Source organism: Lacrimispora sp. (assembly GCF_046972725.1).
In the GTDB taxonomy this organism is placed as follows: Bacteria; Bacillota; Clostridia; order Lachnospirales; family Lachnospiraceae; genus Lacrimispora.
Genome location: NZ_JBKVXF010000007.1, coordinates 108,307 through 134,439 on the forward strand (window position 1 = coordinate 108,307; position 26,133 = coordinate 134,439).

Genomic DNA, 26,133 nt, shown 5'->3' on the forward strand with positions numbered 1-26,133 from the left:
GTTACTTTTCTCCTTCCCAGATGATCCGTCCTTCGGTGGCATTTAAGGTGATGGTATCTCCATCCTTTACCGTTTCATAAAATCCTTCTTCTGCCTTATCCACAAGCGGAGCTTCCATAATAATTGCACTTGCAACCAACGTGGTATCCGGATTTTTAATAATCATTCCCTTTGGTTCCATTCCTGTCATCTTTAACTGGTACATTCCATCGGCCTGAACCACAGAACTCCCTTTTCCGTTGGGAAACACCAGTATTTTATCTGCAATGCACTGGCCATAGAGGCAATGCTGTTTTTCAATCACAACGCCAGTCTTTGGGTCCACCAGATAGAAACAGAAATCATCCTTTGATATTAAAACCTGACCCGTTACAACTCCTTCGGATATTTTATGACACTTAAACTCCTGCATTAGATTTCTCCTTTCAAAGCGGCTTCCACAGAATCTTCCAGACTGGTTATTACAAACTGCATGTCGCGGCGTTTCGTATAATAAGCACATTTGGGGGAATCCGTCACCCCTTTCTTTCCATAAAGGAAATGCCAGCTTGGCTGATCCATGCAGGTATCTGCCATTAAATGACCGCCTGCCTGTTCTATGGTTTCACGCAGTCCCATCTGGGTCGCTAAATTCCTGGTCGAAGCACTGCACATAATAAAAAGGGGAACTGCCAGCTTGTTTCCTTCCACGATTCCGGCGATTTTGGTGATCTGATGAATGGTCAGATGCGGACAGCCAAACAACGCAAAATCGATTTTACCGCCTGCATCCGTTAAATCCGCTCTCATCTGTTCCAGGTCTTTATTGGTTATTACCACTTCCTCCTTTGGAACCTCCCCATGAAATGCAGCTTCCACGGTTGGCGCCTCCGGTGTAAATCCTACGATATGGTAGATGGCAACATTGCCTCCGGTATTTAACTGTGCCCCAAGATTCATCAATGCTTCTTTGGAAGGATTTTTAATGCCGGTAAAGACGGGAATCTTAAATCCGGTAAACTTCGGTGTCACATACCCAAGCATCTGATAATCGAAATCACTTTTTAAATCTGCCTCCACCCGGACCAGTACTTCTCCTTTCCGGTTTTCATCAAGCAGGTATCCATAATATGGAGTAACTCCTGTGATGGCAGAACAAAGAGCACTTTGGGCTGCCTCCCGGTTGCTTCTTGCCCCGTACACCGAGTTGACAAAGGGGGTGGCACTGGATTCTGAAAAAGACAGAATCTCTCCAAATCTTGGAACATTATGCTCTAAATAAGGCGTACAGTTATAAGTCATAATCGCACCCAGTCTTTTATAAGCGGCATGGGTTCGTTTTACGATCTCCTCATCCATTGGAGCGATGGTCGTTATCTCTTTAAATTGTTCTAAGTGAAAGCTTGGGTTTACCGTAGGAGGCACCGCACATTTGGCTCCCAGATTGACCAGCTTTTCTGCAAACCATAAGTCTGCCTCCTGATTGCTTAATGCCACATGGGTCCTTGTTACCGGCACCATGTAAGGAGCATCAAAGGCTTCTCCCACTGCCACCAGTATCTTCATGGCTAATTGGGTACCTGCTCCCATCGTTCCGTCCAGCATATCCTGTTCTTTTTTTGTCAGCTGCATCCTATGACTCCTTTCATTTATAAAACCGTCCCATGGTATCTTTTACGCCTTTGACCACAGCCTCTTCTGTTATTTTAACCAGCGTTCCATGGGATACGGTGACTTCTCCATTGACTACTACATGCTTGATTGCGGTTGGTTCCATGGAATACACAAGGTTTGGAAGCATCTGCTCCAATTGTTCATTCATTGGCTGCATGGAAAAATCATTTAAGTCGATGGAAACAAAGTCTGCCTTCTTTCCTTCTTTGATTTCTCCAACCGGCAGATCCAAAAGTTTCCCTCCGTTGACGGTTCCCATGGCAAAGCTCTGGTTATAATTTATACACATGGCATCGCAGGTACTGGCTTTTTGAAGAATGGATACCATCCGCATCTCTTCAAATACACTGATCCGGTTATTGCTGCATGCTCCGTCAGAACCGAGTCCAATGGTAACCCCTGCTTTAAGCATAGCCGGAATGTTGGTAATTCCATCCGCTAAAAACATATTGCTGGAAGGACAATAAGCAAGAGATGCACCTTTTTTCCCAAGAAGTTTTATTTCTTCTTCCGTTAAATAAACACCATGGACGAGCATCATATGTTCATCCACCACTTCAATGGAATCCAGATATTCAATCACTGTCATGCCATGATGTGCCAGTTTGCATTCTTCCACCTCAAAGGGTTCTTCTGCAACATGAATGTGATATTTTGTCCCCAGTTCCTTTGCCAGCTTATGACCTGCCATAATCATTTCCGGGGTAGCCGCATGAAGGCTGTGAGGAGCCGGAACAATGCTTACCATGGAATCTTCTCTGTATTTGTAAAAAAGTTCTCTGGTATTGGCAGCTGCTTCTTCGATTGTCTCCACATATCCTTTGGGTGCCCCCTTCCAGTCATACATGGTTCTTGCAAGGACCAACCGGATTCCGACATCCTTTGCCGCCTGTATCACCGCTTCGTCACTTTCTGTTCCGAAATTGTGGAGATAAAAGAAATCACAGACCGTAGTGACTCCCCTCTTCATCATTTCCGCAAAAGCAAATAGGGCACCGTGATAGATATCCTCTAAGGTCATCCCCTTTGAGAACTTATAAAGGGTTTCATCTCTCCATTCTAAAAACGGCCTGTCTGCCCCAATTCCACGAAGGAGACTTTGAAAGCTGTGATTGTGGACATTCACCGTTCCGGCAACCATCACCTGATCCTTCCACTCTATGATTTCCTCAATCCGGCCTTCGTACCGGGCCTTAAGTTCAGACACCTGCGCAACTGCTCTGATGGTATCTTCCTCCACCAATACTCCATAATTCCGGTAAAATCCTCCTTCATAATGGACAATTTCAGCTTTAAACAGTTTCATTCCGCCATCTCCTCATCTAAAATCTGTACTGCCCGCAGCATTGCATTGGCACATGCCTCGATATCCTCCGGGGTAGAATATTCTTCTTTACAATGGCTTTTTCCATCAATGCTCCGAACAAATATCATCCCGCTGTCAGCCATGGCTGCAACATTAGAAGCGTCATGACCTGCCATGCTGATGAGCTGCTCCGGCTGCAATCCGGTCTGCCTGATTCCCTGACTGACCGCACGGATCACCACCTCAGACATGGGCTGTGCCGGCTGGTTTAATATCACGCTTCTATGGACCCTTACCCCCCGTTTGGCTTCAATGGCTTTGACTCTTTCATTGATCTGATGCTGCATCTCCAGCTTTTTCTCTTCATTGGAAATCCTCACATCCAGAATCATTGTGGTCTGATCGGGAATAATATTGGCCTCATTTGGCATGTTTTTTATATAGCCCACCGTTCCCACAATGTCTTTATCCTGTAATTCCAGCAATACGGCTTCCACTGCAAGCGCTACCTCACACGCCCCCAGCAATGCATCCTTTCTGCATTCCATCATCGTGGTCCCGGCATGGTTTGCTTCGCCGGTTACCGTTATCTGCTCCCGGTAGATTCCTGTGATGACAGACACGCAGGCAACCGGTAAATCCATGGCCTCTAACCGTTTTCCCTGTTCGATATGGCATTCAAGATAGGAACCGATCTCTTCTTTTCCCGGTATTTTCTCCCACATTTCTATATCTCCGCCAAGTCTTTGAATCCCATCCGCCAGATTTTCCAATGTATCTCTATGGAAATAATTCCTGATCTGGTCCTTCCTGATTCTTCCTGCCAGGGCCTTGCTGCCAAGCGTGGAGATGCCGTAAGGATTAGGCTCTTCTCCCGTAAAAGAAACTATGGTCAGAGGATGTTTCAGCTTTATGTTTTGTTCCAGAATTGTCTCTACTACTTCCGTTGCCATTAAGACACCAAGGGCACCATCGTATTTCCCTCCGTTTGGAACGGAATCGTGGTGAGAACCGAGGACAATCGCCTTTCTGTCCTCACCGTTTTCCACATGGAGCCACATATTTGCAATGGCATCCACCTTTGTTTCCCGGTGGAACCGCTCTTTCCAGTACTCCATGAGCCACCGTCTTGCCAGTACATCCGCCTCACTTCCCAGTGCCCGGTCAATGCCCCCTTGTGCATTCTCTCCTATGGTTCCTAAACTTTCTATATTCTTCATTAATCGTTCAATATTTATTTTCGTCATGGTTACCTTCTTTGCTGATTTCATTCTTCTCATCTGATTTAAGAATGGTTTCATTCACGTTATGGTATAGAAAAGTACTGTAAATCCTATTCCTATCTACAGTTTTCGTCTTCTCTATTTCAGTAAAGCTCTGTCATGCCAGACACTTATCTATAAAACACGCCATACTTATTGTCGTAATTCTCAATCTTTTCCAGCCTTTTATCCAGATCAGGAATTTTCTTTGATACATCCCGCAAGGTCAGATTAATAAATGCCATAGGGGTACTGTACAGATCAAAGATGGATGTGGTCGTAATAGGGATTACAATGGAAGGAATCTCTGCCTGTATTGTAGGAGATACTCTCCGGTCGGTCATGGCATAGATGCGAAAGCCTTCCTCTTTTAGTTCTATCAATTTATTCACCAGTGCTTTGGAGTACCTGGGAAAGCAGGTGGATATAATCAATGTACGTTCCTGGTCTTCCAGATAAAAACGGTTCCAGCCATTGGAATCCGGTGTCACGATCTCTACCTGGTCTCTTAACTTATCCAGTAAATATTTCATATAGGGAAGTAGGGTCGCTGACATTCTGGCTGAAACCAGAAATATCTTTTCTGCGGCCACAATGTCATCTACCATTTTCTCATACAGCTCACCGCCCAAAATAGTTGTCAATTCCCGAATATTGTCTGTCTCTTTCAGTAAAATGTCATCAATCTTTTTTTCGCCTGATTTTGTATACTGATACCTCTGGGGAGCCGTTAATTCTTCTGTCACAATCTTTTGCAGATGTTTATAAAAATCACTGTAGCCTTTAAATCCCATTACCATGCAGAATCTGGATACACTTCCCTGACTCACTCCGCAGTTTTTAGCAACCTCCTCAGCCGTCATAAAGATGATTTTCCGATATTCCTTTTCCAGATAAAATGCCAGCTTTTTATAGGTTGCTGATTCGCTTGCGGCCTTCGCCATAGCATGAAACAGTTCTTCAATATTTGAGTATTCGATTTTCTCCATAAGGGGTTCCTCTTTTCGCTTTCCATAATCAGTCATATAGGTTATTGTACCATACGAATATCTATACGAACAATTTCATTTTCCCCTATGATTACAGCCCTTCTTTCATCAGCTTCATGCTTTCTTCCCGGATCAGTTCAAACGCCCTCATTTTATATTCAACAAACTTCTGAGAAGACTTTATGCGGTAATCTCTCGGCCTGTCCAAGTCGATATCTATTATTTCCCGTACCCTGCCTGGGCGGGCCGACATTACCACCACGCGGTCTGCTAAAAAAACAGCTTCTTCCACATCATGAGTTACCATAACAATGGTCTTTGGTGACTTCTGCCATACATCCAGCAGCAATTCCTGCATGATTTCCCTGGTTGTGGTATCCAATGCTCCAAACGGCTCATCCAACAACAGAATGCCAGGATCATTGGCCAGTGCTCTGGCAATGGCGACCCGCTGCTGCATACCGCCGGATAAAGACTTGGGATAGAGTTTTTCAAACCCCCGAAGTCCCACCAGGTCAACATATTGATTTACAATCTCACTGATTTGCTCTTTTGATTTTTCTTTCTTCTGTTTTAGCCCGAAAGCAATATTTTTTTCTACACTCAGCCATGGGAATAAGGTATACTTCTGAAATACCATTCCAACCTCTGCACTGGGTTTATTTAACACCTTGTTATCGTATATGATTTCTCCGCTGGTCCGTTCCGTCAAGCCTCCGATCATGCGGAGGAGGGTGGATTTTCCACAGCCGGAGGTTCCAAGGAGGGCCACAAATTCCTTTCTGTGTACATGTAAGTTTGTTTTTGAAAGAGCATGTACGTCACCGTTCTTTGTGTGATAGACCTTCTCAATATCAATGATGTTCAGTCCGTGATTTTTCAGATCCTTATCCATACCAATAAGCTCCTTCCCTACGATTCGTTCCATGGAAATAATAACCTTTTTAAATACAATCCCAGCATATCCAAAAATAACCCGATAAACCCGATGGTGATGATTCCTACAAATATCTTATCTACCCAGAATTGTCTTCCTGCCTGTGAGATCATAAATCCGATTCCTTTGGAAGCACCCACCATTTCAGCAACAATAATGTAGGTCCAGGCCCAGCCCAACACCACCCGGAGTGTATCGATTACATCCGGAAGGCATTTTGGCAGGATGATTTTCCATAGAACCTCCAGCTTTGAAACCCCCAGGGTATAGGACACTTCAATCAATTCTCCACTGACATTCCGCACATTATTGGCTACCATAAGTATGATCTGGGCAAAACTTCCTACTATAATAATCGCAACCTTTGCTTCTTCCCCAATTCCGATCCATAAGATGAAAAGCTGGATAAATGCGGAAGCCGGTAAATACCGGACAAAGGAAAACATTGGTTCTAAAAATGCCGAGCATGGGGCATAAGTTCCAATTAAAATGCCCAAAGGGATTCCTACCGCCGAAGAGATCAAAAAACCGATCAAAACTCTCTGTACGGACATTTGTATATCAAGCAGAAACTTTCCTTTTGTGAACATGGTAAAAGCAGTGGTGACTGTCTTTACCGGAGTGGGCAAAAACATTTGATCTACCTTTATAATATACGATGCAATCCCCCACAGCAAAAAGATCAAAAGAAATGCAACGGCTGACAATGTCACATATGCGGTTTTGCTGATAGCCCCTTTTGGCGTAAATGAATCTGATAATCTCTTTAAAAATCCCATTTTCATTTCTTTCATGGATTCCGTTGATTCCTTCCTAAACATTCAGAGATGACTGCGGGAATGAGACCGTTCTATCTGATTCCCGCCATAGCTTCCTGTTACTTATTTTAACCGTTCCAGATAATCACCTGTAATCATTTCCTTAGAATCCGGTACCTGATCGATCAGTCCCATATCAACCCATAATTTAGCCGCCATATCGGCAATATCAAAGATTTCCGTTTGAAAATAGGAAAGATTCTTTTCTTCATCGTATAAATCCATCTCCGATTCCATTGCCGCTTTCAGACTGTCTCCGGAATCATTGCCTGTATATTGGGCCATAATTTTGTAGGCATCTTCCGGATTGCTCTTTATGTAATCCAGCGCATCGTACCAGCCGCTTATGATGGCTTTTACCGTTCCGGGATAGGCCTTCATAAATTCATTGTCCATAGCCAAAGCATCTACAATCACTCCCGGAGTCTCAGAACTGTCGATCATAACGGATTCGCCTTCTGTCTCTTTTGCTTTTGAAAGCCATGGTTCCCAGGTTACGGCCGCATCCACTTCTCCTGCAATAAATGCCGCTCCTGCATCACCGGAGCTCATATTAACTGCCTGGACATCATCCAATGTCATTCCTTCTTTTTGAAGCAGGTACTGGAACCAGAAGAAGGAAGCGCCGCCAGTGGTATCAAGTGCTACGGTATGGCCTGCCAGGGATTTCACATCCTTTAAATCAGACTTTGCAATCAGACCGTCACCGCCTGCTGAAGTGTCAAGTGCCAATACAATCGAAATATCCATCCCGCTGGCCTTATTTAAAACATGGGTGTCTACGGTGGTTGACATTCCCTGGATTCTCTTTGCTACCAATGCACTTTTACTGTCTGTTTTGCTTTCAAACAACTGAATGGTCACATCAGCACCATGGTCTTTGAAGAATCCTTTTTGCTCTGCCAGATATAAGGGTGCGAATCCGATCCAGGAAGACTGTCCGATAATGGTATTTCCTTCATAAAATGCCGGATCTCCCTCTGCTGCTGCCTCTTTTGTGGTTTCAGCGGTTTTCGTTGTTTCTGCCTGACTTGACGGTGCTTCTGTGGAAGCTGCCCCTCCTTCCGATGTGGCTGGACTGCTGCTGCAGCCTCCTAAAAAAGCCGCTGTCATTGTAAGTGCGAAAAATACTTTTAAAAATTTTTTCATCTTTTTCCTCCTCGTGTCTGCTGTTTTGTCTGCTTTTTATGATCAGGGATTTACCCAATCGGCCGGTTCTTTTCCTTCATACATACATAACCCGTTTTCTACGGTCCGCCGTTTTAAATCTGCGTAGGATTCTCTGGATAAGTAAGAGATATGAGGTGTTACAATTATATTTTCAACCGATAGTATGGTTTCTGATAGCGTTGGAGGCTCATTGGTGATTACGTCAAGGCAGGCACCTGCTATCCTCTTTTCTCTGACCGCATCAATCAAATCCTGTTCTGCAACCGTACCCCCTCTGGATGTATTTATAAAATAAGCCGACGGTTTCATCATCTCAAAATGTTCCTTTTTTAACAGATGTTTCGTCTCCCTGGTGTATTTTACATTCATACTGACATAATCCGCGGTCTTTAAGCCTTCTTCCAGACTGACCGGATGAATGGAAGCTGCTTCAAACTGTTCCTTTGTAAGAAACGGGTCATAGCCTGTCACCTTGATTCCAAGTAAACGCACCCGCTCTGCTATCCTTCTTCCTATTGTTCCGCATCCGATGATGAAAAGAGTGGTTTCAGAAATTCTGGGTGCGATCTTTCTGATTGCCTGTGCTCCCCACTTTCCATCTTTTAAGGATTCCTTATATTCGGTCAGACATTTGTTAAAGGTGTACATGGCAGCTATGATATAGTCTGCAATATCCTCTGCGCAATACCCCTGCACATTCGTAACCTTGATTCCTTTTTCCCTTGCTGCTTTTATATCCACACGGTCATATCCGCCTCCATAGACAGCGATGCCTTTGCATTTTTTTAGTTTGTCAATGGTTTCAGCGGTTATAGATGTATAGATCTGAGTCAAAATGACGTCTGCCTGATATCCGAACTCCTTAAGATCATTCTCAAAATCATATCCGGAAAAGCGGATATCCGCCTTAGGGTATCTCCTGGCAAGGATTTTTTTCTCTTCGTCATAGTCTGGCCATTCTTCGTCAATAATCCAAATCAATGGAGCCATACTTTACCTCCAAATTAATATTTTCATTATATTTCCAATCAGTTTTAATGGTTTCATTCATGAATGGGTAAAAAAAAACGCTCTGGTTTTTACCAAAACGTCTTTGTTTGTATTACAATAGCATCAAATATCCGAAGCGTCAATCAATTTTATAATTCTTTTCAAATAAAAGGGAATCGGCTTATAATGTATGGAAATTAATGCGAATCAGATTAAATAACAAACTCATTGGTTTATTAAATGAAAGTTATTATTCTATTGCAGCTTTGTCCCTTCCTCTCCCAACAGGATATCTGCAATTCGTTTACTGGCAAATCCATCGCCATAAGGATTGCTGGCTTTGCACATTTTATCGTATTCCGCTTTATCTTTTAACAGTTTTTTTACCGACAGGTAGATCGTCTCCTCTTCGGTTCCCACCAGACGCAGGGTACCGGCTGCGATTCCTTCGGGCCGCTCTGTCGTATCCCGCATAACAAGGACCGGCTTTCCAAGGCTTGGGGCTTCTTCCTGAATGCCTCCGCTGTCCGTTAAGACCAGATAAGACCTTGCCAGAAAGTTGTGAAAATCAATCACATCCAGCGGTTCGATCAGATGGATTCTTTCTTCCCCGTTAAAGACAGAATAGGCGATCTGCCTGACCAGAGGATTTAAATGAATGGGGTAGATGACCTTTACATCCGGATGCTCCGCCATGATCCGCTTGATTGCAGAAAACATCTGCTGCATGGGAATTCCCATGTTTTCTCTCCGGTGGGCCGTTAATAAAATCAACCGGCTCCCAGCCGCCCATTCAAGCTCCTTATGATGGTAATCCTTCCGAATGGTTGTCTTTAATGCATCAATTGCGGTATTTCCGGTCACATAGATTCTCTCCGGCAGTTTTCCCTCTTTGACCAGATTCTGTTTCGCCTGCTCCGTCGGTGCAAAATGATAGCTTGCTGCGATACCAACGGCCTGCCGGTTGAATTCTTCGGGATAGGGAGAATGAATATCATAGGTTCTCAGTCCAGCCTCCACATGACCAATGGGGATCTTTAGATAAAAGCAGGCCAGTGCCGTTGCAAAGGTCGTGGTTGTATCACCGTGAACCAATACAATATCCGGGCGTTCTTTTTCAAGAATTTCTCTGATAGCCGTTAAGATATTGATGGTGATTTCAAACAGCGTTTGATTTTCCTTCATAATGGAAAGATCATAATCCGGAATCACCTCAAAGACATCCAGAACCTGATCCAGCATGGTCCTGTGCTGGCCGGTCACGCAGACCTTAATCCTGACATTCTTTCTTAATTTTAATTCTTTTACCAGAGGGCACATTTTTATTGCCTCCGGCCTTGTCCCAAATACCACCATTATGTTTTTCATTCTCAGGCACCTCATTGGTTTCTTTCATCTTCTAAAAGGGTCAATTGGTATATTCGTAAGCCAGCATTGCCATCACCTGATCAAAGGAAGTGATGCCGGTTCCGTCCTCCATTCCAAAGGCTCCATGATAGGGATAGGCGGTGTTTACGATTCTCATTTTTTCCATCTTTTTAAGAGCCTTTCCCTCTAAATCCTCATCGCCGATTCTTTCTGCAATCATGGCTGCCAGAGCATAGACCGCCGTTGATTCGTAATGATAGCCATCCAAAACCTTTCCTTCCACGGAATAACGGGCTTTGATTCCTTCTTTGTCCATTTGTTCCTTCAGCCAGGCAATGGTATCCTCCTGCAGCAGATCTGCTTCTGCCAGATGAAGAAGAGTGACCATTGCCTCCGCCATGTTTAGATCGTCTTTTTCATATTCATTCGTCTTGTAGTTATACCAACTGTAATACAGAGGAAAGTCCTGGCTTATTTTCCCTTCCACAATCAATGTTCTGGCTTTCTCATAAGGCTCTTTCAGCCGTTCATCCTGAACGGATAATTCTTTCATCGTCTCTAAATCCCCGTAGCAGAGCGTGAAGCGTTTTCCGTATTGCTTGTATTTGCTGTCAAAAAAGTCCACATAAGACCCATCGGTAACTCCATACCGGACAAAAGCGTTTCTGTAGTTGTCCATGGCCCTATCATAGCCGCCCCATAAACGGTTTGCTGCCATTAAGGCATTGTAGATCCGGAAATCATCCAGAAGAGAATTCGCTTTGTCCGGCTTATTTCCAGTAACCTTCCAGGCGGTAAGACCATGGGATCTCATAACGGAGTTCACGTAACGGAACACCTTTTCAAATAGTTCCCGGTCATTTCTTAACACTGCATATTCAAGCATGGCACCCTGAGTCTCACTTAATACATCACTTGCTTCCGTCTTTTCTCTGGAGGTATCATAAATCGTGTGGATGCCTCCTTTGGAATCCATCATCTGACTGGTGACAAAATCACAGGTTACCTTTCCGCTTCCCTCTACAGTATCCTTTAAAAATCCCTCAAATACTGATGCTTCTGTGATCGGTCCGGGACTTAAAGCCCTGACGGTTCCCTGTTTGTCAAGAAACAATGTGGTGGGTATGTTATGCAGTCCCAGCTTTTTATAAGCGGTCAAACCATTGTCATAATAAGCATTTACAGGAACTTTCAGTTCCGATAAATATTGGCTGGCTTTCTCTTTTGTTTCTTTCCCGTGATCCAGTTTGTTTACCAGAATATAATTGATATCACCATATCCTTTGGCAGCCGCAAGGAACTTATTTATAAGGGGAAGCTCTTTCCGGCAATCCGGGCACCAGCTGGCCCAGAAGGTAATGACCGTTACCTTTCCTTCCAACGCCCTCACCGATACTTCTCTTCCATTCTCATCTTCAAAGGCAATATCCGGTATCTTCTGATTCAGATTGACATGATCCGGAAGAATGCTTGTGATGTCATCAAGAGAAGCCTCCTGCGCCATTTCCTCCTCCTGTCCCGGCTCAGCAGCATTTTTGCTGGCCAGGTCCGGCATATCCTTATCATCCGGGGCATAAACCATCAGAAGAATGCCTCCCCCTAAGATAATGGCAGCCAATAAACAGAGAATTATAATTAAAACTTTTTCTATTTTTGATAATGGAAAAACTGGTCTCATTTTTCTTTTCTCCAGATGCGTTGCTTATTATTTTTCTTCTTGTTATTTTTCGCAGCCTGTTCCTTCCTGGCCTCATAATAATCTCGAAGCTCCTTATTCCGTAACCTGGCCAGCTCCAGTTCCTCTTTCAGTTCCTCGTATCTGACGGTCAATTTCTTATTTTCATTCTCCAATTGCTCCACTTTATTTAACAATTCTGTCCGCTCAAGCTCTTTCATTTCCTGAATGACAGTATCTCTCAGCTCCTCTTTTTGTTCCTGGCGGTTTTCATTTTCGGCTGCTTTTTCTTCCTTTTCCATATACTTTTCCGTAACCGTCACGATTACATTGCCATTTTTAATAGCCGAGTCCATATCAAACGCATTGGTCATACTCTTATAACGAGTCTCAATGGCCCGGTGCTCTTCTTCCTCAAACTGTTTCAGTGCCTGCTCCTCTTTGATCTTCCGTTTCTCCTTTTCCTGTCTTTGCAGATCGGCGGATTTCACAAAAGCAATGGCATTTTCAAAAATATACCCTACTCCCACGGAAGCAATGATCATGAAAACCGGAAGAACATGATAATGGTATCGGTTCTGGCTTTCCACGAACAGATGCATGGCTGCGGTTCCAAGATAAAGCAGAACCGGTACATAAACGTAGGAGGCTTTACGCTGCAGCAGATAGATCAGAGTCATTAAGGAAAACAAAACCGATACCATGTAGACCATATGATTGGTCTCTTTCGCCGATGCAAGGAGGCCTGCCCGCTCCGGCGTCAGTTGGTTCTGTTCTTTTAAAAATGCCTGATTCCAGGTCACACCATAATCATCATTCCCCCAAAGGAGCTCATATTTGTTGACAAACAGATCAAAGATTGCCCTGGGATCATTGGTCAGCCGTTCCATGGCCCGGTTGCGGCAGGCAATCTGGGCTTGTATGGGCGATCCGGTAATATCGAGATTTTCATATAAAAAGCTGGAGTCCGCTTCGTTCCAGCCTCCCTTTGATTCCGTATTTAACCCTACCAGCAGATTGTAGCCAAAGGATTCGCTGAGAGAGGGAAGGGTCTTATTGATGGTCACCTCGATATTGGTGGTAATCACACTGGAGAGAATCAAATAGGAAACCAGAATAAGACAGCTTCTAAGCCAGCCCTTTCCCATAAAGCGCACCCAGACAGAGAGGCTGTTCTTAGGAATATTGGGCAGCTTCATGTTCTGAGGAACCATGCAAAGAATAATGGCAATCAGAAGAATTAAGGCCATGGGACGGATGGCAGACGTAACCGCAAGGAGACAGCCCAAAAGGATATGGAGAAGAACGCCCCGTACCGCATGTCTGGTTGCTGCATCGTAATCCATCGCAAGGTGGAGAAAAAGCAGAAGGGACAAGTAAAGAAAGAACGTAAAGGAATATTCTGCCGCCAGCATGTTCCCGTAAAGGACTACAGACGGCCAGAATGCGGCCGCTGTCAAGGCAATCACTCCCGAAAGTCTTCCTCCCAGCTTCCTGGCGATCCGGTAAACCAGAAATACAGTTCCCACAGAAAACAGAACATTCGCCATCTGACCATTCCATACACTTGTGCCGAACAGAAGGAACACATGCTTCAAAATGTAGCAATAGCCTATGATATGAGGAAACATGGCAATATAATTGCAGTACCCTTCTCCCTTTTCCTGAAGCGTCCCGTTCTTCATCATCTCCGCAATTTCATAATAGGTTTTATAATCTGACGCCGGCTCCATGGGAAAATGGAGAATCACTGCATAACGAATTGCAAATGCGGCTCCCATAATGAGTATTACATAAATGCTCTCCATTCCCAGGGACAGCCTTTTTCTTTTTAATAGTCTGGATGCCACATAAAACCTGGCGGAAAGCAGGGCAAAGAAATGGACACCGACCCATGCCAGGAAAAAGACAAGGATCAGCATTCCTTTCATCACATAAGGATATTTCTGATTTCCTCCCATATTGGAGACGCCGCAGATCAGGATATAGGCAATACCCGCTACGGATAAAGCGATACAAAACTTATAGAACCAGTTTTTTTCTAATTTCATACTTTCCCTCATTTTTTTTCAGGCAGTACCAGAAAACAGGCAGATTTATTTCTCATCCATTTTCCGGTAGGTGCGCATCCGAAGCAGTATAATGATAATGGCAATCAGCATCATGGACATGGCGGAAGTGGCGATTGCCGTAAAGATTACAGACCGTTTATTCCGGACCAGCTTTTCCATGGGGGTGGGTTCTTCCATGACCGCCGTATTCTGAATGAATTGAAACGCTGTGACACTGGAATCGGGAGCGACAATGACACAATCCTTTGTAATCTTATCCCGCTGCCTGCTCTGCCTTAAAAATTCCTCAACCTTTAAAAGAGCCTCGCTGCTGCTGCCGGTAACGGCAAGCAGCCCCCGGTTAAGGGCATAGGGAGATTTTATCAGCTGCAGCACTCCGATGGTTTTTGCATACTCCTCGGATAAAATCAACTGTTCATTGCTTTCAAATCCCGTTCCATCCGGAGAATACCGGAAGCTCAGCTCATTGTTGATTTGAGGTATCAGCCCATTGCTCCCATAGGTGCCGGCAGTAATGAGATTGTGATCTCCGTCTTCCTTCGTAAATGCTCCGGCTCTTTTTACCAAAAGGCTTCCATAAGGCTCCACTCCATTGCCATACATGGCTACCACCTGTCCCAGCAGATTCAATTCATCAGAAGACGGTGCATCGGAAACCACCAGCATCACATCGTTGAATTTCCCTTCCTTACGGAACGGAGATGCTTTTAAATCAAAAGACAGGGTAACATCCGCCGACGATGGTAAAAATACAGTAGATTCCTTTGAAATGTAAGCCCATGGCATATCGCTCTGCCTTGGTGTACAGATCATATCCGCAATCTCCAAATCAAAGGAAATCTTAATGCTGCTTGCAGCCGTTCCAATGACGTCACGGGGAATCTCAAAGTTAAGCTCATCTCCGGAGGCGTATTCCTTACTCAGGCGCTTGCTGGCAATTGGCACATCTCCCCAAAAAACAGTGATCAGAGAACGGGTAAAATCAAGATTCTCACTGTAGCGGAACTTTAAAGCAACCTTTCCGCTTTCAGAAAGGACAAAATCCCTGGAAACGGGAAGATAAAGATAATTTTCCTGGTGAAACGGGCCTACAAACGACATTCCGCTGCCCATAATATCTTCAAAGGTATAATTTCCCGCAATCATATCATTCTGCCTGGACCCATCGATTGCAATCTGTGCGCTTCCTTTTTCCACGGTGGCAGTATTAGAACCTTCCTGAGCGGTCCGGTTCCCATCCATAAGCATATAGGCGGCTTCCAGCAGACTGTCATCGGCCATTGAGGTTATGATCAGCAGCGGATTTCCATTTGAATCATCGGTAAAGGTCACGGTGGCATTTTCTGAAGAATCAGGAGCTTTCGCCACCCGGTCTTTATACTCCTGGGGAAGATTCTCATAACCAGAGATCAGTATGGTGCGGTTGGGATTTATATTTGCCAGATCAGAAAGAAGACATACCTGAATGTCATTTCTATCTTTCGTATCCGTACTTAAGTCTGCCATCAGGTTCATGGCCGCAGCGATCTCCCCGTTGGCCGCCTGATCGGATACGGCAATTGCAAGCCCCTCTCCGGTGGGATTATAGGTTGACATAAACGGATACGGAAAGTACGAAATCCTGTGTTCCGGATCTTTGCTCTCATACCCGCACCGGACAAAAGAAGTTCCATCGATCCTAAGCCAGTTGGCATCGGAATAATCATCCACACAGCCCTCTTCATCAAAAAGCCTTGCATAGGCTGACAGCTTGAGCGAATTGTAACCGCTGCGGACTTCACTCATGGGAATCTTCACATATAGAATCTGGGAACTGCCGTTTTTATACTCCAGCCGGTAAGACTGAATGGGAACATCATTGACCGACAGGGTCATGGAGGACAGCCTGCCTTCAAGAAGCTGGCTGACATCGTACTGGATCTGAGCATATACATACTTCACATCCCAGTAATCCTGAACATAAAAATACAGATCGGCAGAAGAATAAATCCCTTTTAATGTCGTCGGGGTAAAAAATTCATCCTGGGTATGGCTGACAGGGTCATAAACAGGCTCGGTAACATCCGGCTCCGGGGCATTTGCCGGGTCCGTAACAGGCAGAAAATCAATCTCATCCCCAGCACCGCCCTCCGGATCATTGTTCATTGGGGGCGGTGCCTGCGTTTCCGCAGACGTGGGAGCTCCTGTATTTACTCCATATGCCGTACCGGTCAGTCCTTGCATGATGAAAAGGACGAGACCCAGATATACTCCAATCTTTTTCTGTATTTTCATAATCATCATCCTCTATTTCTCCGCCAGCGGCGGCATAATCTCTGGCTTATTTCTCTGTTTCTTTTGGTTTTCCTTCTTTTTTCTTCATACCTGCTTCGTCAAAGCGCTCCGTCTTATCCCAAACCACTTCCCTTTTGTATACTGCATCCTTAATACCCTGAATGATTCCGTTTAAGACCACCAGCACCCATAGCTTTGCATAGGTAAAGAGCATGAAAAAGGTAAGTACCAGATTGCTGAAATTAAACTCATTTTTTTCCACCGACAAGGTAATGGCTACGTTCAATACAAAGAGAAGAATGGCCATTTCCCATAAAAGAGAAGAAAACCCGCCCAGGGTCACATACCAGAACCCCAGAATCCCCAGCATGAAAATCATATCTGAAAAAACAAGGGAAGTGAACATCAGCAGGTAAACCATGGCATAATATACCACGTCCAGTCTCATTCTTCCTGCCTTTGGGTCAAATGCATATTTAAAATTACTTTTTAATACATACAGATTTCCTTTCACCCACCGCGTTCTCTGCTTAAACCACTGCTTGAGCATCTGAGGCTCCTGCTCCCAGGTAACCGCTTGAGGAATAAACTTAATGTAATACCCCATCCGGTACAAGCGGAAACTGATTTCCGTATCTTCGGCCAGAGCATTCACATCCCAGCCTCCCATTCTGTCGATCAATTCCCGCCGGATCACGTAATTGGTGCCAGGAATGGTGCACAGCTTAAAGAAGAAAAACCGTCCGGCCTGATTCATGCACTGGTAAGCCAGAGTCTCAATGTTTACAAATCTGGTAAGGAGAGACGCGTACTTGTTTCTTGTCCGGAACTTTCCGATGACTGCACCTAATTGATCATCTGACATCAGATTCTCTACCAGAAGCTTTAATGCCTGCCGTTCAGGAGTATTATCCGCATCGTAGATTGCGATCACCGTTCCCGAAGCAACAGACAAGGCGATATTCAAAGCATTGGACTTCCCTTTTCCTCCTACCACATGGTCCGTGTTGATAACAATGATCCTGGAATCCGGATTGTTATGCTGGATTCTCTTAAGCACCTGGGCGGATTGATCCGTAGAATTATCATTTACCACTATTATTTCATATTTATCCTTTGGATAATCAAATTTTAATAATGCTTCCATTGTTTTTTGAATGACAATGCTTTCATTATGAGCCGGAACCATAACGGTTACCATTGGATATTCCGAAATCGGCTTATGACCATCCGTGCGGTACATCCTCATAATATAGATAAACCCTCCTATGGAAAGCACTATATTAAGAAACATCAGGCCCCATATCGCAAAGATGGAATATAATGCCAGTACATCAACAATTGACATATACCCTCCCACTTTTTTTATCTTTTACAAAAGGCAAGCCCTTTTATGGCTTGTCATTCTCCTCTTTGCTTCTCCCCAAAAAATAATTTCTCCGGTTATTATATCTGGCCAAAAAGATAAACAGCAGAAAGAGAAGTGAGGTGATGCCAACCATGACGATCAGCATTCGGTTTTGCGATGTCAAATCTCTGGAAAACCGCTGGAGCATGTTCCGGCGGTAATTATATTTCTCCCCATACGTGCCGGGAACAAAGCTTAAATCCTTCTTTTTGCCATTCAGCACAAGGCTGTGACCGTTATAGGTCATCAGATCCTTTTCCGTCCAATAGCTGTGGTCCATGTCCCACAGGCTTTTTAACGGAATGGAGGAATTGCGGCAGGCATTCACCACCTTGAGAATCTCTGCCATATCCTCTTCTAAGGAAACAGGAACTGCCGTAGAATAAGCGGACACATAGCTGGTGCCAAGATCATCAAGAGCCACCGAACTGCCGATCCACTGGTGGCCGTCTTTATAAACCTCATTGACCATCCTATCCGACGGCTCTATATAAGAATCCTTTTCCTCAGAGGTCACAATGGTCTTAAAGTGGCTCATGACCTCAATGGTATCTTCGTTGAACAGCCAGTTGCGGGGCACTTCCAGGGCCAGGGGGTAGACCCCCTGTTTATTGTATATCTCCAATGCCTGTCCAAGATATTCCACCACCGTATCTTTTTGAAACGATGTCATTTGATTGATTGGCGCGTTTATAATCACAGCGCCTCCATGGGCCTGGGCGTAACGAAGAATCTCGCAAAACCTAGTCATAGCCGGATAATCTCCGTTGACGTACATGGGCATGACCGAAATTACAAAAGGTGTCTTTTTATCTGCCAGAAGCTTCACTACCTCCAGCAGCTTGTCCGGGTCTTGATAGGGATAGACCTTATTGATCACGATATACTGGGCGAATATATTGGGTTCCCCATGAAACGGCCACTTCCACCGGGCCGCTTCTTTTATGAATATGGCCTTCACCAGACGGTTGTTTAAATCTGCCGCCGGTATGTGGGTGAGCGCCCCGCTGGACCCGCACATATATCCGCTTTTTCCGTCGACCAGCAGGCTTCCCCTCCGGGAACCTGCATCCTTTAAAAACAGAAAAAACTCATCTTTTACAAGCCCTGTCTGACGGTCCAGACCGTCAAAGGTATAATGGATGATTCCGGTGGTACTGGTGATTCGTTCATATTCATCCCCTCTGTCTGCAGCATCCAGATAATGTTTCAAAAATCCGTTGCCAACAAATAATATATGGGGAGAACCTCCTTGGTCCAAACCGCTGCCCTGCTTCTCATACCGGTTCAGTTTTTCCGTAAAGTCCTCAGGATATGAGGTCAGGTCATAGCAAATGATATAAGAAAACTTATCCAGCTGGTCCTTACTTTCAGACGCAGAGCCATAGCTGAGCTTAAAGCCCTGATAGGTCAGAAGTTCAACCATATCATAAACCGTGTCAAGAGTATCCTTATCAGAGCCATCGCTATAGATAATCAGGATATCCCCCGGTTCTATCTGCTTACGGTTCAAAGCCCATGCCGCAGACGGATCAAAGATATTTGATAATAAAAATACGGCCATTCCGGCGAGAACTCTTCTAAACATCATATTGAAGTTCATTTTCTACCCTTTGCTTAAATAACATCATGTTATCTCCAAACGCTTCCTTGTCATATTCCAGGCAGGCTATTTTCACATCAATTTTTATCGCATCCTCCGTAATACCGGAAAAAGCATCTTTTTCTGAAATGCGGCTTTTCAGTCTTCTCATAGCGATATCACTGCCCACCTTATCACAGGTCATAATAATTGCCAGACTTCCTTTGTTATCAATGGAATACGTTTTGTCCTCCACCCGCACGGTGTCCACCACGATCTGAGCCAGACGCTGAATCACCCGTTCATAATTCTGCCGTGATAAAATGCTTGCCAGCTCCGCTTCGTATTTCAGCTCGATCACCATTAAGGAGAGCGGCAGTTTATTTCGCTCAGCATAGGACTTCTGGACATTTAAGTCGTAATATAAACTTCTCAGGTTATAGAGCTTTGTCAGAGGGTTGACCATCACAAGCTCCTCCACCTGCTCCCTTAAGATATCATTTTCCAGCTCCAGCCTGTGATTGCCGGATACAAACAGATACATGACTGCCACAGCAGCAATGGGAAGGAATATCCAGACAAAGCTAAGGAGCGGTATCTGCGTATCATAAGAAAGATAGAGATACAAACGGTAAGCGGTGTAAACAGTCACCTCAAGGCCGGACAGCAGACAGGCGGCTCCAAACATTTTAAAGCCTGCAAACAAAAGGGCGGTAAAGGTTAGAAGCAGCATGACCACCGCTTCAAAAAGCAGGGGCTTTGGCGTATAGCTTACGGTGATGGCTCCTGTAAACAGACAGGCCAGCAAAAGCACCAGACCGATATCCTGAAACAAATAGCCAAAAGACTTTTTATTCGTCATTTTCCTCTATTCCTCCTATTCTGCACTCTTTAAACAATTTTTATCTTATGCTGCAGCTCCGCAAATACACAATACGTCATAATGTCCAGGGAAAGTCCCACAAGGAACATACGCTGCACCATTTCCGCATCCCCGCTGTTAATGATCACTACAACAGACTGGGAAAGAAGCACACCTAAGACCGTCATGAGCAGGTCCAGAAATATGGTGTTTCTCCGGTCCTTTGCGGGCCTTATGGAATACCCTTTGTAAAACAGGAAGAAAACCGCTCCCGTAAGCAGAACCAGATATCCGATGGTTCTTGGTGCTGACGTCATCTTAAAGGTGCTCCAGCCTGACCAGAAAAGACTTTTGGCCTTCTCGGGAAGCCCTGCAGACATCTCATAATTGCCGCAGCTGCTTCGCCGGATATCCATTCCGGCCCCGATAGAAACATCAATCATTCCAAGCAGACTTCCCGGATGACGCAGATAATAGACAGCCACGTCTGATACCGTGTACTGATCCATAAAGCCGTGATACAAGGATTCATCCCCTGCCCTTACAAAGGGAAGATCATCATAAGCCGATGCGTCAGTCAAAAGCTCATAGGACGGATCGATTCCAAACTCCCCAAGAGTCTGTGCCGGGTTAGAGGAACCAAAGAGCACGCCTCTTGTCATGGCATGGAATTTACTTGTTTCCGTAAAGTCCGTCGGTGATAAGAAGATATTAAAGATTGCAAGCATACTAAGCAAAAATGCGGCTGCAACACAGCTCATTCCCCAAAGAAAGCTCCTCCGCACATAGATAAGGCGGATCACATATACAGCCAAGAGAAAACCAATCACCGCACACTGCCGTCTGGAACTGACCAAAACAGCGGCAGAGAATAAAAACAGCATCAGGCTGAGAAAATCCCAATGAACGCTCCGCTCCTTTTGAAAGGACATGGAAGCGCCCACACAGTACAACATGGTGATAAACCAGACAGCTTCCGGATAAAAGGAGTTAAAGTAAGTGACATATCCGATATCGGAAAAGATGAATAAGCCTGCTGCCGCTATAAAAACCCCTTCGGAAAACTGCCGCACTCTTTGGCACACCTGTTTTACCAGCAGATAGACTGCCGGAAGATACAAAAGCAGATAGATGAAACCCAGAAAACGTATATCAAAATAATTATCCCGTGTAAACAGGTAATCCAGCCCTTTTGCCATTTTTATAAAAAACACCTGACTGTTTATAGTCTTACCCGGCAGATCATTGTCTGATGCAATGGTGGAATAGATTCTTACAAAATAATTGTTATAGATTCTCTCCGGTTCCTTATCCATATAATAGATGCCGGCAGATTTCATGATCTCATCCGTCGAGCCGTCCCCGGCCACTCCCAGATATTTGGGCCAAAACAGAATGGAAGAAGCAATCAGTGCCGTTAGGAAGGTAACTGCCAGAGCCAGGAGGGAGGGAGAGTATTTCCCTTCCATTCTCCTATTGAGTTTTCTTAAAAATGCCCGGATCCCGCTAACATACGTCAGCAGTCTGCTCATCTGTCTGGCTGCATTTGACTCTTCACGATTCTTCATGAGGTATCTCCATAAGATTGTTTATTTCAATGTTATACCTTGGGCGGTGCTTTACTTCTATATATATTTTTCCGATATAAGTGCCGATCAGACCTACGGACAAAAGCTGAACTCCCCCAATAAACCAGATGGACAGGATGGTAGAGGTCCAGCCTGCGACAACCTTTCCCGTTATAAAGGAGTAAAGCGCATAGATGGCTGCCAGGATGCTGCAAACCACAATAACAAGGCCAAGACCTGTTATCATGCGGATCGGCTGTATGCTGAAAGAAGTGATTCCTTCAAACGCCATGGAAACCATCTTACTTAAAGAATATTTGGACTCGCCGGCTACCCGGGACTTTCTGTCATATTTTACAATGGCAGAACGGTACCCGATCAAGGGGATAATGCCTCTTAGGAACAGATTTCTTTCTGTGTAGCCGGAAAACTGCTCCACTGCCCGTTTGGACATTAATCTGTAATCTGCATGATTATAAATAATGTCAATCTTCATGGCCTGCATCAGCTTATAAAAGCCAAGAGCCGTGAACTTCTTAAAAAAGGTATCGGTATCCCTCCGGTTCCTTACTCCATAGACAATATCATACCCCTGTTCAAATTTATCGATCATATCCTCTATGACCGAACTGTCATCCTGCAGATCCGCATCAATGGAGATGATCATATCCGCATAATCCACGGCTTCAAGAAGTCCTGCAGTGAGCGCATTTTGATGCCCCGTATTCCTGGCAAGCTTCAGACCGAAAACACAGGGACATTCCTTCCGGTATTCCTGAATCAGCTCCCAGGTGTGGTCACTGCTTCCGTCGTCTACATAAAGAATGAAACTCCCTTTTTTCAGCTTTCCTTTTTCTGTCAGTCTCCGTATGATGCCTGTTAATTCCGTATTCGTATATGCCAGAGCTTCTTCTTCATTATAGCAAGGTACTACAATACAAAGCTTTTTCATCCGCATCCCCTCTTTTACCGTATTTTACCGATATACTCTATGAAGTAATAATGTTTGTATTATTTTACCTGATTTTCTCCATAAGATACTTCCTTGCAATATCTTGTCCTTATGAAACTACTGCTATAGTACAATCGAGGAGTATTAAAGTCAATATAATCGCACAAATGTAACACATTCTATTACCTTTTATTACAAAGTATAATATTTGTAACCAATGTCTGATTATTCCAATTATAACCATTGGCTTTCCCCTTATCAAATGCCATACCGTTTACAAGCAATTTTCCTGTTTTCGTATTACAATAATATTGTTTTTCATTCTACGGGACCCAGCCCACTGCCAGGTATCCCCGCTTATGAAAGAAGTCCCCGTCGATTGGTTCCTTGTGGAAAAAGGCATTAATTTATTCAAATACTTTACAAAAATAGTACAGTATAATCATTGACTATTTTTGACAAAAAAATTATAATTAACCAATAACTGGATTTGTAAGTACCGGTAAGTTGTCGTACAATTCATTAATCAAATGCTTATAATCGATTTATAAAAAGAATTTTATGAAATTCAGGGCATTACAGGGAGGAAAACGAATGATAAACAGATTAAAAGTAAAAAAAAGGCTATTGATTACCTTTCTTATTGTAGTACTATTGTCAAGCCTGGCCGGAGTCATCGGGATCAGTCTTATCCGCACCATTGACAAAGAATATAATAAGGAACTGGAGGATTATGGTTTTGCCCAGGGGGATATCGGAAGCCTTGGACAGGCTTTTCAGGCGCACCGCGCCACGGTTTTATACATTATCTATGCGGATAATGCATCCGAAGCCAAGAAGCAGAAAGACACGCTCACAAAGCAGATCGATGCGATCCATTCAAAGATGGAGCTTGTAGGAACCAGCATGAATACCCCTTCCGAAAAAGAGCTTTATAACAACCTGACAGAAAAAATGAAGACTTACGATCAGGTGCGCAGTGAAACCATTGCGCTGGCAGATAAATCTTCCAAGGATTCCATGACATATTTCCGTACCAAAGCAGCTCCCCTTGCCACTGAAATCGGAGATATCATCAACCAGATACTGGCTGATAAGTCTTCCTCCGGTGAGACTAAGTCCGCCCAGCTTGCCAGACAGTCAACCATATTCACTGCAGCTATGGTCAGCATTATCCTTCTCTCCATTACCGTTTCCATAGTTTTTGCCCTCCGCATCACAAAGAGAATTACCAGACCTCTGGACGAATTGAAAGAGGTTGCGGACCGCATGGCACAGGGAGAATTAAAATGTACTCTCGAGTATCAATCGGAAGACGAATTTGGAAGCCTTGCTGACAGTATGCGAACCATGATGGCAAGAATCTCCTACTATATGGATTACATATCCTCAGCCACAGACCGTATGGCCAAAGGGGATTTAGAAATTGAACGGGACACCGAAGAGTTTAAGGGAGAATTCCGGCCGGTACAGCTTTCCCTCCAGCGCCTTATCGATTCACTGAATAAGGTCCTGGGAAAAATCTCACAGGCTTCCGAGCAGGTTGCTTCCGGTGCCGAACAGGTTGCATACAGCGCCCAGGCCCTAAGCCAGGGTGCTACGGAACAGGCTTCCTCCATCGAGGAGCTGGCAGCCACCATCAATGATATTTCCAACAACATCAACTTAAATGCCAAGAATGCAAAAGAGACTAATGTGCAGGTAAACAATACTACCCTGGAACTGAAAACCGGCAAAACGAAAATGAAGAACTTAACCGATGCCATGGAAGCCGTCAGCAACGCCTCTGCGGAAATCAATAAAGTCATTAAAACCATTGAAGACATCGCCTTCCAGACCAATATACTGGCACTTAATGCCGCAGTCGAAGCTGCAAGGGCAGGAGAAGCCGGAAAGGGGTTTGCAGTCGTTGCCGATGAAGTAAGAAACCTTGCCAATAAGAGTCAGGAAGCGTCAAAGAACACTGCCGTCTTAATCGAGGATGCACTAAGCTCCATTGAAACCGGCAACCGCATCGCCAAAGAAACAGCAGATTCCATGGATCATATCGTGGAATCCTCTCAGGCCATGGCCATTCTTGTCCATCAGATTTCCACCGCTTCTGAACAGCAGGCTCAGGCGGTCGCCCAGGTTACTCTGGGAATCGATCAGATATCCAGCGTGGTACAGACAAACTCTGCCACCTCAGAGGAAAGCGCTGCTGCCAGCCAGGAATTATCCAGCCAGGCCAATATAATGAAAGTTCTGATGCAGAGATTTAAAATCAAAGAATAACCGAAAGAAGGTGCTGTAAATTTGCAGCACCTCTTTTTATTTCTTACGTTTCCATCGAACAATCTCCTCTTCCGTCCCCAGGACATAATGCTGTCCGTCCATATAATGTCCCGTTCCTGCCCCATAATCAACTCCCATCGCTTCCTTGTCATAAGGCAGAGCCACCCGCCGCTTTTCCTCCATCGGGTCCGGCTTTGGAATGGCGGAAAGCAGGGACCTTGTATAGGGATGAATGGGATTGCCAAAGATCTCCTCCGTGGTTCCTGTTTCTACCAGATGCCCCAGATGCAAGACGCCGATCCGGTCTGAGATGTATTTCACCATGGATAAATCATGGGCAATAAAGAGTATAGAGGTTCCGGTCTGTGCCTGGATATCCTTCATCAAGTTGACCACCTGCGCCTGGATGGATACATCAAGCGCACTGATGGCTTCATCTGCAATAATCAGATCCGGATCCATAATAAGGGCCCTTGCAATCCCGATCCGCTGTCTTTGTCCGCCGGAAAACTGGTGCGGATACCGGCTTGCATGTTCCTTGGAAAGTCCTACCATCTGAAGAATCCGGTATACCCTTTCTTCTCTCTCTTTAAAAGACGGATACATTCCATGAATATCCAGCCCCTGTGCCACGATATCCATGACCTTTTTCCTTGGATTCAAACATGCCATAGGATCCTGGAAAATCATCTGCATTCTGGTGCGCAGGTGTTTTGTCTGGTCTCTGTTAAGCTTTCCAGAAATCCTTACCCCCTTAAATATCATCTCACCGGATGTCGGTTCATAAAGACGGATAAGAGAACGGCCAATGGTGGATTTTCCGCTTCCCGATTCCCCCACAAGACCGTAAGTTTCACCCGGATAGATCTGAAAGGACACTCCGTCAACTGCTTTCACCTGATACTTTCTGCTGATCCTGAAATACTGCTTTAAATCCTTTACTTCCAAAAGAGGACTCCGCTCCTGGTCCATA

Annotated in this window: 20 protein-coding genes; 1 reads left to right on the forward strand and 19 read right to left on the reverse strand. The window is 44.6% G+C overall.

All coding sequences use genetic code 11. The features are described from left to right. Position 1: 1 nt before the first annotated feature. From ACLTWA_RS18670 to ACLTWA_RS18755, 18 genes are all read right to left on the reverse strand, one after another. Entirely contained in the window at positions 2-412 is a 411-nt protein-coding gene (locus tag ACLTWA_RS18670; RefSeq protein WP_412329416.1) for an aconitase X swivel domain-containing protein, read from the reverse strand. After that, positions 412-1,611 (reverse strand): aconitase X catalytic domain-containing protein, encoded by a 1,200-nt coding sequence (locus ACLTWA_RS18675; RefSeq protein ID WP_412329417.1) that lies wholly within the window; start codon positions 1,609-1,611, stop codon positions 412-414. The genes ACLTWA_RS18670 and ACLTWA_RS18675 overlap by 1 nt, the downstream gene beginning before the upstream one ends. Before the next feature lie 13 nt (positions 1,612-1,624). Continuing rightward, on the reverse strand, positions 1,625-2,959 hold the full coding sequence (locus tag ACLTWA_RS18680) for an amidohydrolase family protein (RefSeq protein ID WP_412329418.1): 1,335 nt from the start codon (positions 2,957-2,959) through the stop codon (positions 1,625-1,627). Continuing rightward, complete coding sequence (locus tag ACLTWA_RS18685; RefSeq protein WP_412329419.1) at positions 2,956-4,206, reverse strand: M20 family metallo-hydrolase; 1,251 nt, start codon at positions 4,204-4,206, stop codon at positions 2,956-2,958. The genes ACLTWA_RS18680 and ACLTWA_RS18685 overlap by 4 nt, the downstream gene beginning before the upstream one ends. 146 nt (positions 4,207-4,352) lie before the next feature. Continuing rightward, complete coding sequence (locus ACLTWA_RS18690) at positions 4,353-5,210, reverse strand: MurR/RpiR family transcriptional regulator (protein ID WP_412329420.1); 858 nt, start codon at positions 5,208-5,210, stop codon at positions 4,353-4,355. A 91-nt stretch (positions 5,211-5,301) separates the two neighbouring features. After that, entirely contained in the window at positions 5,302-6,105 is an 804-nt protein-coding gene (locus tag ACLTWA_RS18695) for an ABC transporter ATP-binding protein (protein ID WP_412329421.1), read from the reverse strand. A 17-nt stretch (positions 6,106-6,122) separates the two neighbouring features. Next, complete coding sequence (locus tag ACLTWA_RS18700) at positions 6,123-6,941, reverse strand: ABC transporter permease (protein ID WP_412329422.1); 819 nt, start codon at positions 6,939-6,941, stop codon at positions 6,123-6,125. Between the two features lie 87 nt (positions 6,942-7,028). Further along, positions 7,029-8,114, reverse strand: a complete 1,086-nt coding sequence (locus tag ACLTWA_RS18705) for an ABC transporter substrate-binding protein (protein WP_412329423.1) — start codon at positions 8,112-8,114, stop codon at positions 7,029-7,031. Positions 8,115-8,156: 42 nt separating this feature from the next. Continuing rightward, entirely contained in the window at positions 8,157-9,125 is a 969-nt protein-coding gene (locus ACLTWA_RS18710) for a C-terminal binding protein (RefSeq protein ID WP_412329424.1), read from the reverse strand. A gap of 255 nt (positions 9,126-9,380) precedes the next feature. Next, entirely contained in the window at positions 9,381-10,493 is a 1,113-nt protein-coding gene (gene wecB / locus ACLTWA_RS18715) for a non-hydrolyzing UDP-N-acetylglucosamine 2-epimerase (protein ID WP_412329425.1), read from the reverse strand. Between the two features lie 40 nt (positions 10,494-10,533). Continuing rightward, positions 10,534-12,171 carry a TlpA family protein disulfide reductase gene (locus ACLTWA_RS18720; protein ID WP_412329426.1) on the reverse strand — a complete coding sequence of 546 codons (1,638 nt, stop codon included), beginning with the start codon at positions 12,169-12,171 and terminating at the stop codon, positions 10,534-10,536. Then, on the reverse strand, positions 12,168-14,219 hold the full coding sequence (locus ACLTWA_RS18725; protein ID WP_412329427.1) for an ArnT family glycosyltransferase: 2,052 nt from the start codon (positions 14,217-14,219) through the stop codon (positions 12,168-12,170). Before ACLTWA_RS18725 ends, ACLTWA_RS18720 begins: the two co-directional genes overlap by 4 nt. A 45-nt stretch (positions 14,220-14,264) precedes the next feature. Then, the gene (locus ACLTWA_RS18730) at positions 14,265-16,514 is read right to left on the reverse strand and encodes a cellulose biosynthesis cyclic di-GMP-binding regulatory protein BcsB (RefSeq protein ID WP_412329428.1); all 2,250 of its coding nucleotides are present in this window, start codon (positions 16,512-16,514) and stop codon (positions 14,265-14,267) included. 46 nt (positions 16,515-16,560) lie between these two features. Further along, the gene (locus ACLTWA_RS18735; protein ID WP_412329429.1) at positions 16,561-17,862 is read right to left on the reverse strand and encodes a glycosyltransferase; all 1,302 of its coding nucleotides are present in this window, start codon (positions 17,860-17,862) and stop codon (positions 16,561-16,563) included. Positions 17,863-17,905: 43 nt separating this feature from the next. After that, positions 17,906-19,513, reverse strand: coding sequence for a DUF2334 domain-containing protein (locus ACLTWA_RS18740; protein WP_412329430.1), 1,608 nt, complete (start codon positions 19,511-19,513; stop codon positions 17,906-17,908). Continuing rightward, on the reverse strand, positions 19,503-20,366 hold the full coding sequence (locus ACLTWA_RS18745; protein WP_412329431.1) for a diguanylate cyclase domain-containing protein: 864 nt from the start codon (positions 20,364-20,366) through the stop codon (positions 19,503-19,505). Before ACLTWA_RS18745 ends, ACLTWA_RS18740 begins: the two co-directional genes overlap by 11 nt. A gap of 29 nt (positions 20,367-20,395) precedes the next feature. Continuing rightward, positions 20,396-21,934, reverse strand: coding sequence for a hypothetical protein (locus tag ACLTWA_RS18750; RefSeq protein WP_412329432.1), 1,539 nt, complete (start codon positions 21,932-21,934; stop codon positions 20,396-20,398). Continuing rightward, complete coding sequence (locus ACLTWA_RS18755; RefSeq protein WP_412329433.1) at positions 21,921-22,886, reverse strand: glycosyltransferase family 2 protein; 966 nt, start codon at positions 22,884-22,886, stop codon at positions 21,921-21,923. The genes ACLTWA_RS18750 and ACLTWA_RS18755 overlap by 14 nt, the downstream gene beginning before the upstream one ends. A gap of 594 nt (positions 22,887-23,480) precedes the next feature. Between ACLTWA_RS18755 and ACLTWA_RS18760 the strand changes: the two genes are divergently transcribed. Further along, positions 23,481-25,160, forward strand: coding sequence for a methyl-accepting chemotaxis protein (locus ACLTWA_RS18760; protein ID WP_412329434.1), 1,680 nt, complete (start codon positions 23,481-23,483; stop codon positions 25,158-25,160). A gap of 36 nt (positions 25,161-25,196) precedes the next feature. On the opposite strand, the gene ACLTWA_RS18765 is transcribed toward ACLTWA_RS18760, so the two are convergent. Further along, positions 25,197-26,132: an ABC transporter ATP-binding protein gene (locus ACLTWA_RS18765; protein WP_412329435.1), complete on the reverse strand. Its 936-nt coding sequence runs from the start codon at positions 26,130-26,132 to the stop codon at positions 25,197-25,199. Position 26,133: the final 1 nt, after the last annotated feature.